This is a genomic window from Marinicrinis sediminis (assembly GCF_042685085.1).
Classification (GTDB): domain Bacteria; phylum Bacillota; class Bacilli; order Paenibacillales; family KCTC-33676; genus Marinicrinis; species Marinicrinis sediminis.
In genome coordinates this window covers 264,651-277,460 of the sequence record NZ_JBHUMM010000001.1, presented here as the reverse complement: position 1 = coordinate 277,460, position 12,810 = coordinate 264,651, and the positions used below count along the sequence as shown (strand labels likewise).

Sequence of the window (12,810 nt, the reverse complement as noted above, 5' to 3'; positions counted from 1 at the left end):
ATAAAATAGGATGTAGTTTGTCACAAAAAAGTCATATTTATAATGCTCGCGGGCATAGCCATGCCTGATTCGTCAGCCGCCTATGCGTGTATGAGTGTTTGGGATATGACTGTATTGTAACATGTTGTAAGCGTTTTAAAAAATATATAAGGGAAAAGGGAGGAGAGACAACATGAATCACACAGAGGAACGATTACCGGGAAGGAAAGACAGGTGCAATCTGACAGATTATGAACAGGAACGCCGCACGTTTGACTGGCAGGAGATTGAGAAAACCTTCAGCTGGCATGAAACCGGCAAGGTCAATATCGCCTACGAGTCCATCGATCGGCATGCCCTGTCCGATAAAGGGGATAAAATCGCCCTGCGTTACAGTGATCCGACACGTCAGTCATCCTATACCTTTGAAGAAATGCGAAAGAAAACGAATCAGGCGGGTCAGGTATTCCGCAAACTCGGGCTGAAGAAAGGCGATCGCCTGTTTGTATTCATGCCAAGGTCTCCGGAATGCTACTTTGCTTTGCTTGGGGCGATCAAGATTGGAGCGATCGTCGGTCCGCTTTTTGAAGCTTTTATGGAAACGGCCGTCAGAGACCGTCTGCAGGACAGCGGTGCGGCAGCCATCGTGACCACACCAGAGCTGCTGCATCGCGTGCCTGTGTCCGAGCTGCCAGAATTGAAGCATGTGATTCTCGTCGGGGAAGACTTGAAGCTGGAAGATCATCAGACCGATTTAATTGCTGAAATGAGCCAGGCTTCAGAGAAACTGGAGATAGAGTGGGTCGATCGTGAAGATGGCATGCTGCTGCATTATACCTCCGGCTCGACCGGAAAGCCCAAAGGGGTGTATCACGTCCACAACGCGATGATCCAGCATTACTATACCGGCAAAATCGTACTGGATTTGCAAGAAGAGGATGTCTACTGGTGTACAGCCGATCCAGGCTGGGTAACAGGCACATCTTACGGCATATTTGCACCGTGGCTGAATGGCGTAACGAATGTCGTACGTGGCGGCAGATTCAGCCCTCAGGACTGGTATGATACGTTGCAAAGCCAGGAGATTACCGTCTGGTACAGTGCACCGACCGCCTTCCGCATGTTGATGGGGGCTGGCAACGATATCGTGTCCCAGTACGATCTGAGCAAAGTGCGGCACATCTTAAGCGTTGGTGAGCCGCTGAATCCGGAAGTGATTCGCTGGGGCATGCAAGTGTATAAACAGCGCATCCATGATACGTGGTGGATGACCGAGACAGGTGCTCAGCTCATCTGCAATTATCCGAGCATGGATATGAAGCCGGGCTCCATGGGCAAGCCAATTCCGGGTGTGGAAGCCGCAATCATTGACGACCAGGGCAATGAATTGCCGCCGTACCGGATGGGGAACTTGGCCATACGCACGCCATGGCCTTCGATGATGCGCAAGATTTGGAACAATCCGGGCAAATACCAGGAGTATTTTTATTTATCGGGCTGGTATATTTCCGGCGACTCTGCCTATCAGGATGAAGAGGGATATTTTTTCTTCCAGGGAAGAATTGATGATGTGATCAATACATCCGGAGAGCGGGTGGGTCCATTTGAAGTCGAGAGCAAGCTGGTCGAACATCCGGCGATTGCAGAAGCGGGCGTTATTGGGAAGCCGGACCCGGTGAGAGGGGAGATTATCAAAGCGTTCATCTCCTTGCGCAAAGGGTATGAGCCGAGTGAGGAACTGATTCAAGAGATTCGTGCGTTTGTGAAGGAAGGACTGTCCGCCCACGCCGCACCGCGTGAGATCGAGTTTAAAGAAAAGCTCCCGAAAACCAGAAGCGGGAAGATCATGCGCAGAGTGTTGAAGGCTTGGGAGCTGGATCTGCCCACGGGTGACCTCTCTACGATTGAAGATTAACGCGAGTAAGCGTTGAGCTATATTTGCCAGACTGATTCTGAACACGAACCTGCTATGGCAACTGGCCTCGGCAGCACAAAGGGCTGTACCTGCAAGGTGAATTCAACCTTGAAAGGTACAGCCCTTTTTGTGTAAGGATAGGCTGGTTATCTCGTGATCCATTGATGCGGTCATGACGGTCCTGATTTTGTTATAGATTGGCTCCATTCTGGCTGTTGGAACTGTTCTGTCCGTTTTGGCTATTTTGACCGTTTTGACCCGTTTGTCCGTTCGAGTCACCTTGTCCGCTTTCGCCTGAAGTTTCCTCACTCGCTGGGCGAGTATAAGAGACCGGCGCAGAGGAAGGCGACTCGCCTTTTTTGTTTTGGGCACTAATCTTGTACCAGCCATCTAGCGTGGCAGCCTGATAGTCAAAGGAAGGCTGGTTGGATATGCCGATGTGCCGGTACGAGCCGTTTTGCGTACTGCTGTAATAAATGTGGTAACGAAGGACACTTTCCTCCGATTTGTTTTTCTTCCAGGTTAAGCGAACCGCACTACCTGCATCATTGCCTTGAACGGCAAGCCCTTGAGGCGCGCTTGGTTTCTTAACCTGCTCTTCTGGTTGTTCTGAACCGTTGGAGTCCGGGTTATCTGTCCCGTTGTCCGGATTATTTCCGTTGTCGCCATTGCTGTTGCCATTGCTGTTGCCATTGTTGTTCGAATTTCCATTTCCGTTTCCGTTTCCGCCACCGTCACCGTCACCGTTATTGTCCGGTTCTGCAGGTTCAGGCGGTGAAGGATCGACTCCTCCCCGATTATATACCCGTTTGCTCGGTGCAGATTCCTTGCCTGCCACGTCCACGGCTGTAATGTAATAGGTCAGCAGATTGCTGCTGCTGTAATCGATAAATTGCTCGCTCTCACCGACCAGTACATTTTTGTCAACCAGATGAATCGGGCTGCCTCCGTTTATGGAACGATACAGGCGGTAGCCAACGACATCCTTGCTGCCACTACCATCAAAGGTGATGGTGGACAAGTTGTCATTCTGACTGATTCGCACGTTGGACGGCGGTGAAGGATTGCTGCCATCGTCTTCTCGCGGATCTTCTTCATCCGGTGCCCGGATATCCAGATCCTGCGGGTAGTAATCCTTGACGTTCATGTAACGCCCGCCGCGTTTTGGACGAACACTGGAAGGCATTTTATTCAGGATACTTTCAATTTCCTTCAGCGTGGCGAATACATCCTTCTCTGTCTCCACGAGCAGTTTCTCACTCGTCATGTCGGCTGGCGTGCTGTCCTTGGCGATGTAATTCACACCGTTATAGCGAATGACCTTCATATATCTAAAGTGATCATCTTCCTTGGTCGGAATGTGCGCTTTGTTGAACCAGTCTGTCACCAGGTATCCGGCTGATTGAACGGTTGAGCTTGGAATCAGGCCTGACTTGCTGGAGACGGTTTTCTTGATGATATTCTCCGGACGTTCGAACTCTTTCTGTTCAAACCATTCCGGATGGAGCTCGACGGCCTTATTCATAACCAGTGCCCAAATGTTCTTGGCTCGGAAGGTTCCAGCCTCCTGCGGCAATCCTGGAACTTCACGCGGATAGGTCAAACTGTGATTCTGGTCATACCCGGCCCAAACGCCGACCGTAATGTCTGGCGAGTAACCGACGAACCAGGCGTTCCGGTCGAGCTCGGTGGAACCTGTTTTCCCGACGACAGAGATGTCATTGTAGTGATCGAATTTTCGCTTCAGATCTGCTGCCGTTCCTCTCGGATTGTGAATGACGGTCCGCAGCATATCGGTCATGAGAAAAGCGGATTCCTCAGAAAAGACCTGCTCCGGCTCAGCTTGATGGGCGTACAGAATATTGCCTTCCGAGTCTTCGATTCGATCAATCATAAATGAATCCTGATAATTCCCTTTATTACCGATGGCCGCATAGGCGTTGGTCATTTCTTCTACGGATGTTCCCTGGGTCATCCCGCCGATGGCCCCCGTCTGGGAGAAATAGTCCTGCTCGGTAATGGTGGTAATCCCTAGCTTCTTCACGAAGTCCCATGCTTCCTCAATCCCCACATAGTTATTGAAAACATCCAGCGCAGGGATGTTGTAGGAACGATCCAACGCTTCCCTTGCCGTAATCAGACCGTGGAACGTATAGTTCCAGTTGTTCGGCAAGTGATAGCCCTTCGTTCCATCCTTCATGATCATAGGGACATCGTCAATAATCGTGGCAGGCTGGACGACGCCCATTTCAATGCCTGGCAAGTAGGCAGCCAGTGGCTTCATCGTCGAGCCAGGGGGACGCAGCATCTGGGTAGCATGATTGTACTGCTCGATTTCAAATTCTCGTCCTTCCATCATGCTGAGAATGGCTCCGGTGTCATTGTCAATCATGACGACCCCGATCTGCTCCACACCGCGTTCCTCCATGTCCGGGGTGAAGTTGTCCGGATTTTGAGCGATTTCATGCATGGCATCATACATATCTTTATCAATCGTCGTATGGATTCGCAAGCCTTGACCCAGCATATCCTCGATAGCCTGATTGACAAGTTCCTGGTTTTCAGGTGATTTCAGGTCCTCGTCGGTCAGCTCAGGATTGTTTAGCTTGAGCAAGATTTCTGCGGTTTCTCTTTCGGCTTCAATCATTAAATACGGATAGGACGCATAGCCTTTTTTCTTCGGCTTTGCTATGGAATCCCGCACATTGAAGTTGAGCGCTTCGTCATATTCATCTCGGGTTATCTTGCCCAGCTCCAGCATCCGTTTCAGGACGACACGCTGACGGTCCAATGCCTTCTGGAAGCCTTCTTCATCGAACTGGCCATATCCGTCAAAGGCCGAATATCCGGTCGGATTCTTCGGCAGGCCAGCCAGATAGGCAGCCTGTGCCGTGTTAAGCTGCGCCAGATTGCGGACATCGAAGATCCCCTCTGCTGCTGCCTTGATCCCGTACACATTATAGCCGGATGATCCGTTGCCGAACGGGACCTTGTTCACATAGGCGAGAAGAATCTGATTTTTGCTCAGATAGCGCTCCATGCGCATCGCCAGAAAGATTTCCTTCACTTTACGGCTGGTGGTACGTTCCAGAGACAAGAAGACGTTGCGCGCCACTTGCTGGGTGATCGTGCTGCCTCCGGTTTGAATCGGTTCGTTCAGCGCTTTCTGCTTGACGGCGCGGAACAGTCCGCTGAAGTCAATCCCGATATGCTCATAGAAATCATCGTCCTCAATGGACAGGAAAGCATCGATGACATTCTGAGGGATCTCTTCAAACGTCACCAGTCGACGGTCGATGCCCCGAAGCTGTCCAACTAATTCTTCATTATTAAAATAAACAAATCCGGAAAGCTGATCCTTGGACATTTCGGTGAGAATCTCTTCTCTGGATCGTATAGGTTCATCTTTTACAAGAGAACTGACATATCCAAATACGGCACCTCCGACTAAAAATCCGCCTATGAGAAGCATGTAGAACGTCCATTTCAGTGTCATCAGGACGTACCACAGCGTTCGCTTGATTACACGACCTGCGGTACCTGGTTTGGATGTCTTTTTTTCGGTCATCTCTATCCTCCTCCAATAAACAGAACCATTATAGCATAAATAGGTAAGCATTGAACAGAATGAGAGAACATACGTTCCAAATGGTATGAACAGCCAGCAGGCATCTGGGAGGATTGACTTGGACAGTAAGCTGTGATATATATGGGTTACATGGATTGGCATTGAAATGCGAAGAAGAACGAAAGTAGGAAAAGCAGCGTGATGTACAGAGAGTCGGCGGCTGGTGCAAGCCGATACACGAGCTTTTGTGAATTACCGTTCGGAGCAGGAAGAGCAGCAGCTGAGCAAGAGAGGCTGTGTCCGTTCTTCACGGTTTGCATCCGTTATGTGCACAAGTGGGAATCGTCCGTTTGCGAAGAAGGAGATTCCAATTAGGGTGGTACCGCGAGCAACCTTCTCGTCCCTAACCGGGAGCAGAGAAGGTTTTTTTGTGTGAAAAAAAGGAGAGGATTGGAGCACATGAGTATGAAATGGGAACAATTGACGAGTGAGCAGCAGGCAGAAGTACAGAGACAGTGGGAGGTCATTTCGCGAGGAACTGTGGAAATCGTACCGGAAGAGGAATTGAAGCAAAAGTTGATGCAGGCGGTTGTGAAGGGGACAGCGCTGTATGTCAAGCTTGGGCTTGATCCATCCGCTCCGGATATTCACGTGGGTCACACGGTCGTCCTGCACAAGCTGCGTCAGTTTCAGGAGCTTGGACATCAGGTACAGTTGATTATTGGTGACTTTACAGGTCGAATCGGTGACCCGACCGGCAAGTCGGAGACGAGAAAACAGCTGACAGAAGAGGACGTCATTCGCAATGCCACCACGTACAAGGAACAGATTTTCAAGATTCTGGATCCGGACAAAACGAAGGTGTATTTCAATTCAGAGTGGCTGAGGACCTTTGATTTTGCAGAAGTGGTGCAACTGTCTGCAAAGGTGACGGTCGCACGCATGCTGGAGCGGGATGACTTCACCAAGCGGTATCAGTCCGGGCAAGCCATTAGTCTGCATGAATTCTTCTACCCGTTGATGCAAGGATATGATTCGGTAGCCCTGAAAAGTGATGTAGAGCTGGGGGGGACCGATCAGAAGTTTAACCTGCTGATGGGGCGGACACTGCAGAAGGAATACGGAGTCGCCCAGCAGGCTGCGCTGATGATGCCAATCATTGAAGGTCTTGACGGCGTGCAGAAGATGAGCAAGAGTCTGGGTAATTACATCGGTATCAATGAGGAGCCTAATCAGATATACGGGAAGTCTATGTCGATTCCTGACGAATTAATGCTGAAATACTATGAACTTGCTACGGATATGCCTAATGAGGACCTGGAGCAGCTGCAAGCAGGTCTGGAGAGTGGAGCTGTTCATCCGCGCGATGCCAAGATGAAGCTGGCCTACACGTTTGTGCGTATGTACCATGGAGAAGCAGCTGCAGAGGCAGCAGAGGGGCATTTCAAGACCGTCTTCCAGAAGGGCGCTTTGCCGGATGATCTGCCTGTAGTGGAGCTGTCATCTGAGCTGCTGGAAGAGGGACAGATCGGCCTGATCAACCTGCTGGTGGCTCTGGGATTACAGAGCTCCAATGGAGAAGCTCGCAGAAGCATTCAGCAGGGTGCGGTGAAGCTGAACGGGGAGAAGGAGACAGACGTTCAGGCCGTAATTGCCATTCAGTCTGACGATATTGTGCAGGTAGGCAAGCGGAAATTTGCGAAGGTAAAGCTCGGGTAATGCCGATATGCTGACAGAGCAGACGAGAAAGATGCTGAGGAACCATCACCTTTTGGTTCCCGGCATTTTTTTGTTTGGACGCACACGCGCATACCTAAAAAGCCTTCTCCAAAAACGTCCTCACAAAAATCTCCCATACCAAAAACGTCCTCAAAAAAATCGTCCATACAAAATACACGAACAAAAAAAAGATTGTCCGGCAGCAAAGAAGCTGCAAGACAATCTTTTGGATTGAGCATGAAATTAACGGCTGTAGAACTCGACGATTTGCTTCTCATCAATTTCTTGAGCAAGCTCGGAACGCTCAGGCAGACGGATGTACTTACCTTCCAGCGCTTGATCGTTTACTTCGAGATAAGCCGGTGTGAAGTTGCGGCTTTCTACGGCTTCCTTGACGACAGTCAGGTTGCGGCTTCTTTCACGAAGACCGATTACTTGACCAGGCTGTACGCTGTAAGAAGCGATATCAACCTTTTTGCCGTCTACCGTTACGTGACCGTGAGCGACCAATTGACGCGCACCTGCACGGGAGTTGGACCATCCAAGACGGTAAACCAGGTTGTCCAAACGGCTTTCCAGCAAGAACATGAAGTTTTCACCGGCAATACCTGCCATGTTGGAAGCTTTGTCAAACAGGTTGCGGAACTGCTTTTCGTTCAAGCCATACATATGACGAAGCTTTTGCTTCTCTTGAAGCTGAAGACCGTATCCGCTGATTTTTTTACGTTGGTTCGGACCGTGCTGACCCGGAGGGAAAGGACGTTTCAATTCCTTACCTGTTCCACTTAGAGAAATTCCGAGACGACGGCTTAGTTTGAATTTAGGACCTGTATAGCGTGCCATAATAATCAATTACCCCTTTGTTTTGTAGTTTTCATTTTGTGCAAATGAGAACGATGTTGCCTTACGCCTTATTTTGAATGGAACCTCAGGTTCCCCATCAGGAGTCTCAGCCGCTGCCCCGATGGCTTCAAAATGCTTGAGGGTGACACGTAAAGCTATCCATGTAGTCTCCGACGATTTATTATACGAAAGCTGCTTCGCGATGTCAAGTCACCGATTTCAATATTCCCTGGTGTGAAAGGACGGAAATAAATGAACGTTTTCGTATTTTTATAGTGCAACCTACCTAGAATCATAGTATCATAGAAGTATATTGTTGAAATTGCCCATCATGGACAACGACCGAACACATGGTACCCATCATGCATGTCACATTTTCATAAAGAAGGGATTTCTATGAAAGTGGAAATGAATGTTGAAGCTGGTGAAAGAGCAAGAGGTGTGGAAGAATTCGAGCGTGCAGGCTTGATCAAGGCATTTCTGGAAATGACGGCAGAACTGAAGCAAAGCCGGATGCCGCTGCCTACGGTCATGGTACTGACAGACCCCGAGGGTTCCGTTCTTGCCTATGAAGAAATGAAGGTTACGGACGATCTATTCCACGCGGATTTCTTTGAAACCGGACGGAGAATGATCGCATCCGAGCTCCAACCGAATGCTTTCAGCGCGGCTCTACATAGCGGTGAGGCCGAGCAGTGCCTGTCCAGTCCTTCCTCTGAATGGAAGGGGTATGCCACACTAGCTGTTCCACTCTTGCAGGAGGGTGAGCTTTCATGTGTACTGGGAGCCATAGTCGGTGAGCGGGAGCTGCCGGAGGCGCAGGCGGCCATCGATTGCGGCAAGGTAACTTTCCGTGCCCTGTCTCGTGTGATTCTGGCCTCGAACGCCAAAAATCAGGACGAACAAAATCAGTATCAAATGCGGGAACGACTGTTTGAATTTACGAAGCAGCTGCATGAGATGATTAACGTGGAATCGGTGCTGAAAGCGGTCATTGAGCAGATGGAGAAACTCTATCCCCAATCGACAGTCAAACTTTGGCTGTCCCAAGACAACCAGGTCAACCATCTCCCTGTCAATCTCCTGTCCTTGCAGGATGATTGCAACCTGCTGACGAAGCGGGCATTTATCGAAGGGAAGGCTGTGTATGACTCTGGAAGTGGAGAGGAACGGGTAGCAGCGCCATTGCTCGGAAAGCAGGCGGTGTATGGGGTATTGGAACTGGTCTCCTCATCTGATTCCTATTGGTCAGAAGCGGACGTCAAGCTCATTTCTCTCATGGCCGATTCTGCCGGAACGGCCTTTGAGAATGCGAAGCTATACGAGCAATCCAACCTGCTGATCAGCGAGCTGAGACTTATTAACGAAATCACACGAAGCCTGAACAAGAGTCTCAAGCCGGACGAAATCTACAGCTTTGCCAATAAAGAATTGATTGATATATTCAACGCCCACTATTGTTGCATTTTAGAGATGGATCAGCAGCAGCGGCATATGGTTATCCGTTCCAGCAATTTGCCGGATATGGGGGAAGAGGTTTTTTCTCTGAATTATGGCTTTTGCGGACTGGTTTACAATTCCAAGGAACCGGTGATTCTGGCGGACTACAAAAAAGACGTGCATGTCAAATCCAGATTTATGGAAGTGACAGAGGCCAGCTCCGTTATGGCTTCTCCGATCATTGTTCAGTCTGAGGTCATCGGGGTCATATTGCTGGCACACCGTTCTGCCAATTACTTCTCCTACAATAATTACCGGTTGTTCCAGGTGATCTGCGGCCATATTGGGCTGGCCATGATGAACGCCACCTTGCATGCTGAGGTGAAGCGAATGGTCATTACAGATCGACTGACCGGTCTGTATGCGCGGCATTATTTGGACGAGCAGATCAATGTCATGCAAAAAAAGGATTTTCACGGTGGTCTGATCGTCGTGGATATTGACTTTTTCAAAAAGGTCAATGATACATACGGCCATCAGATTGGCGATAAAATCTTAACGCGTGTCAGCCAGCTCATTCAGGACAGTATTCGGGAGAAGGATATTGCCGCCCGTTGGGGCGGGGAGGAAATTGCCATTTACCTGCCATCGGCGAAGCTTGAGGATACGATGAAGGTGGCGGAACGAATCAGACAGCGAGTGATGGATGATACGGAACCGAAGGTAACGGTATCCTGCGGCGTTTCGCAGTGGAGCTGGCACGATGATAAAGTCAGCTCGGAGTCTCTGTTTTATCGAGCCGATATGGCGCTGTACGAAGCCAAGAAGGCGGGCAGGAACGTCGTAAAAGTAGGTCTTTAGCAGACTTGTAGTGAAAACGATACCTTGTATTACTTGAATAAATTCCCTCTTTCAGGAAATGTTATGGATAATCTATAACGGAAAGGGGGATTTTTTTATGGTTCGTTTTCGACCTGCGCCTGCTGGCAAATATGCAGTAGCTTTACTGATGGGGGCCATGCTATGTCTGCTTCCAGCCTGCCAATGGGAGGCCGGTCAACCTGATGCGCAAGCTGCCGAGCAGTGGCTCAATCAGGCATTATTGTCTGTAAAGGGAACCGAGGTCGATTTTATCGGTGAGGCTGTACTCATCCAGGATGGTCAGGAACAGTATCGAGCCCAGGGCTTGCGCAGTCAAAATGAAGCCATCTGGCAGCTGAAGCCCGTTCTGCAAGCAACCCGCATGTCCAGCGTGGAAACGGATCAGCCCATGATTTCCCCCTATGTGCCCATTTCCAGCTTGCCAGAGGCTGCGCAGCGGGTCATCCAGCTATCCCCAAGCGGTCGCGATGATCAGGTGCAACTCGAGGTTGTTCTGAAGCCAGAAGCGGCGAAATCCGCTTTGACGGAAAGCCTCGCGCAGCATGGACAGATGCTGAAAGAGCAGTTTGCAGCGGAAGCGGATCGTCAGCCTGAGGCAAGCGCGTGGCTGGTTGAAAAGGAGCAGCAACTGCAGGAAGTATTGAAAACGATGGAGGTCGTAGAAGCCATTTATACCCTCACCATCGATAGAGCTGACAAAGCCCTTGTTCACATAGACGTTGAGACTGCATTGCGTTATGATTGGAAAGGAGAGCCAAAGTCTGAGCAGATGAGAGGGAGCTATGAGTTGCAATCCCCACATCAGCAGACCATGAAGTAAGGAAGAATCAAAGGAGTGCATGACAGATGAGAGATCCTAGAATGAAACAGCTGGCAGAGAATCTGGTGGGCTACTCAGTAGATGTCCAGCCTGGGGAAAATGTACTAATTGAAATGATCGGAACAGAGAGAGAATTACTGAAATGCCTCATTGAGGCGGTCTATGATAAAGGCGGTCGGCCGTTTGTAGAACTAACGGACAACACCGTTCTCCGCTCCTATCTGATGCAGGCCGATGAAGATCAGCTGAAGCAGTGGGCAGAATTTGACCTGAAAAGAATGGAGACCATGCAGGCCTACATCGGGGTTCGTTCAGGGAATAACATCAATGAGCTGTCGGATGTGCCTGCCGACAAGATGAAGCTGTACGAAGCGATATACAAGAAGCCCATTCACTCCGATACACGGGTGAAGAAAACCAAATGGGTCATCTTACGCTACCCGAACGATTCCATGGCCCAGTCCGCCAACATGAGCACCGAAGCATTTGAAGATTTCTATTTCAATGTGTGCAATCTGGATTACAGCCAGATGTCCAGTGCCATGGATGCCTTGGTGCAGCTCATGCAAGCAACCAAGCAAGTTAGAATTGTATCCCCGGGTACCGACCTATCCTTTTCCATTGCCGACATCCCGGCGATCAAATGTGCAGGCAAAAACAACATCCCTGACGGCGAAGTATTTACGGCACCCGTGAAGGATTCCGTACAGGGAACCATTCAGTACAATACACCGAGCGTGTATGGCGGTACGACCTTCGAGAACATACGCTTCCGGTTTGAGAACGGCAAGATCGTTGAAGCAACCTGCAACGATACCGAACGTCTGAACGACATTCTCGACCGAGACGAGGGCGCCCGATATATCGGGGAGTTCAGCATTGGCATTAACCCCTACATCTTGCATCCGATGAAGGATATTTTGTTCGATGAGAAGATCGATGGCAGTCTTCACTTCACACCGGGTCAGGCGTATGAAGAGGCAGACAACGGCAACCGCTCCTCTGTTCACTGGGACTTGGTGCTGATTCAGCGTGCTGAGTACGGTGGGGGAGAGATTTACTTTGATGACCGTCTGATTCGCAAGGACGGACGCTTCGTCATCCCTGAGCTGGAGGGGTTGAATCCAGAGGCATTGAAATAAGAAACGCGGACATGAAACTGAATTATACAATTTGTACAAATGTTTTTGTCAATTCTATCAACGATCTGATCTTGCGTAATCGTCCCTTTCAAAGTATCATTAAAGCAGGAAGAACTTTCTAGCCTGAAGGAAGGTACAGAAAATGGCCGAATAGATGCCATTCGATGTGAAGGATAGGAGTTCAATTTATGAAATTATCGGGAGGGATTCAGCATGACTAATAAAAATGCAGCGATTGTTGAGATTTCACAAACCGCAAACAAGTTTTCTTCTTCTATTGTTCTTCAGTATGATAACAAATATATTGATGTGAAAAGCATCCTCGGATTGTTCACTACACTGGTAGGTACAAATACGTATGAACTGCACGTTCATGGCCCGGATGCTGAAGAAGCAAAAGCGGCAATGAAAGACATTTTTGAAAAGCATAACCTCAGCGTTACGATTGCAGACTAGTTGATTCGCTAAACAAACTCACTTGTCAAGCAGCTAAAACAGCACG

At 49.4% G+C, this 12,810-nt stretch carries 8 protein-coding genes and 1 other annotated feature; of the genes, 6 read left to right on the top strand and 2 right to left on the bottom strand.

The genetic code is table 11. The annotated features are described in order from the left end of the window. The first annotated feature begins 172 nt into the window (after nucleotides 1–172). Complete coding sequence (gene acsA, locus ACFSUC_RS01275; RefSeq protein ID WP_379927569.1) at nucleotides 173–1,894, top strand: acetate--CoA ligase; 1,722 nt, start codon at nucleotides 173–175, stop codon at nucleotides 1,892–1,894. 190 nt (nucleotides 1,895–2,084) lie between these two features. On the opposite strand, the gene ACFSUC_RS01270 is transcribed toward acsA, so the two are convergent. Continuing rightward, nucleotides 2,085–5,462 (bottom strand): transglycosylase domain-containing protein, encoded by a 3,378-nt coding sequence (locus ACFSUC_RS01270; protein ID WP_379927568.1) that lies wholly within the window; start codon nucleotides 5,460–5,462, stop codon nucleotides 2,085–2,087. 162 nt (nucleotides 5,463–5,624) lie between these two features. Next, nucleotides 5,625–5,870: a binding site (T-box leader), on the top strand. Nucleotides 5,871–5,927: 57 nt separating this feature from the next. Here ACFSUC_RS01270 and tyrS point away from each other — a divergent pair. Next, nucleotides 5,928–7,181: a tyrosine--tRNA ligase gene (tyrS, locus tag ACFSUC_RS01265; protein ID WP_379927653.1), complete on the top strand. Its 1,254-nt coding sequence runs from the start codon at nucleotides 5,928–5,930 to the stop codon at nucleotides 7,179–7,181. A gap of 243 nt (nucleotides 7,182–7,424) precedes the next feature. Here tyrS and rpsD read toward each other — a convergent pair whose 3' ends face one another. After that, nucleotides 7,425–8,024: a 30S ribosomal protein S4 gene (gene rpsD / locus ACFSUC_RS01260; RefSeq protein ID WP_379927567.1), complete on the bottom strand. Its 600-nt coding sequence runs from the start codon at nucleotides 8,022–8,024 to the stop codon at nucleotides 7,425–7,427. Nucleotides 8,025–8,420: 396 nt separating this feature from the next. On the opposite strand from rpsD, the gene ACFSUC_RS01255 reads away from it, so the two are divergent. The 4 genes from ACFSUC_RS01255 to ACFSUC_RS01240 all read left to right on the top strand — a co-directional run bounded on the left by ACFSUC_RS01255 (nucleotide 8,421) and on the right by ACFSUC_RS01240 (nucleotide 12,764). Then, nucleotides 8,421–10,325: a sensor domain-containing diguanylate cyclase gene (locus ACFSUC_RS01255; protein WP_379927566.1), complete on the top strand. Its 1,905-nt coding sequence runs from the start codon at nucleotides 8,421–8,423 to the stop codon at nucleotides 10,323–10,325. Between the two features lie 97 nt (nucleotides 10,326–10,422). Beyond that, nucleotides 10,423–11,166 carry a hypothetical protein gene (locus ACFSUC_RS01250; RefSeq protein WP_379927565.1) on the top strand — a complete coding sequence of 248 codons (744 nt, stop codon included), beginning with the start codon at nucleotides 10,423–10,425 and terminating at the stop codon, nucleotides 11,164–11,166. Between the two features lie 26 nt (nucleotides 11,167–11,192). Continuing rightward, complete coding sequence (locus ACFSUC_RS01245; RefSeq protein ID WP_379927564.1) at nucleotides 11,193–12,308, top strand: aminopeptidase; 1,116 nt, start codon at nucleotides 11,193–11,195, stop codon at nucleotides 12,306–12,308. Nucleotides 12,309–12,521: 213 nt separating this feature from the next. Beyond that, the gene (locus ACFSUC_RS01240; protein ID WP_379927563.1) at nucleotides 12,522–12,764 is read left to right on the top strand and encodes an HPr family phosphocarrier protein; all 243 of its coding nucleotides are present in this window, start codon (nucleotides 12,522–12,524) and stop codon (nucleotides 12,762–12,764) included. The last annotated feature ends 46 nt before the right edge of the window (nucleotides 12,765–12,810 follow it).

Bases quoted from the DNA above. Each gene is read 5' to 3' on its own strand.
- acsA (WP_379927569.1), top strand. From the start codon at position 173: ATGAATCACACAGAGGAACGATTACCGGGAAGGAAAGACAGGTGCAAT.
- ACFSUC_RS01270 (WP_379927568.1), bottom strand. From the start codon at position 5,462: ATGACCGAAAAAAAGACATCCAAACCAGGTACCGCAGGTCGTGTAATC.
- tyrS (WP_379927653.1), top strand. From the start codon at position 5,928: ATGAAATGGGAACAATTGACGAGTGAGCAGCAGGCAGAAGTACAGAGA.
- rpsD (WP_379927567.1), bottom strand. From the start codon at position 8,024: ATGGCACGCTATACAGGTCCTAAATTCAAACTAAGCCGTCGTCTCGGA.
- ACFSUC_RS01255 (WP_379927566.1), top strand. From the start codon at position 8,421: ATGAAAGTGGAAATGAATGTTGAAGCTGGTGAAAGAGCAAGAGGTGTG.
- ACFSUC_RS01250 (WP_379927565.1), top strand. From the start codon at position 10,423: ATGGTTCGTTTTCGACCTGCGCCTGCTGGCAAATATGCAGTAGCTTTA.
- ACFSUC_RS01245 (WP_379927564.1), top strand. From the start codon at position 11,193: ATGAGAGATCCTAGAATGAAACAGCTGGCAGAGAATCTGGTGGGCTAC.
- ACFSUC_RS01240 (WP_379927563.1), top strand. From the start codon at position 12,522: ATGACTAATAAAAATGCAGCGATTGTTGAGATTTCACAAACCGCAAAC.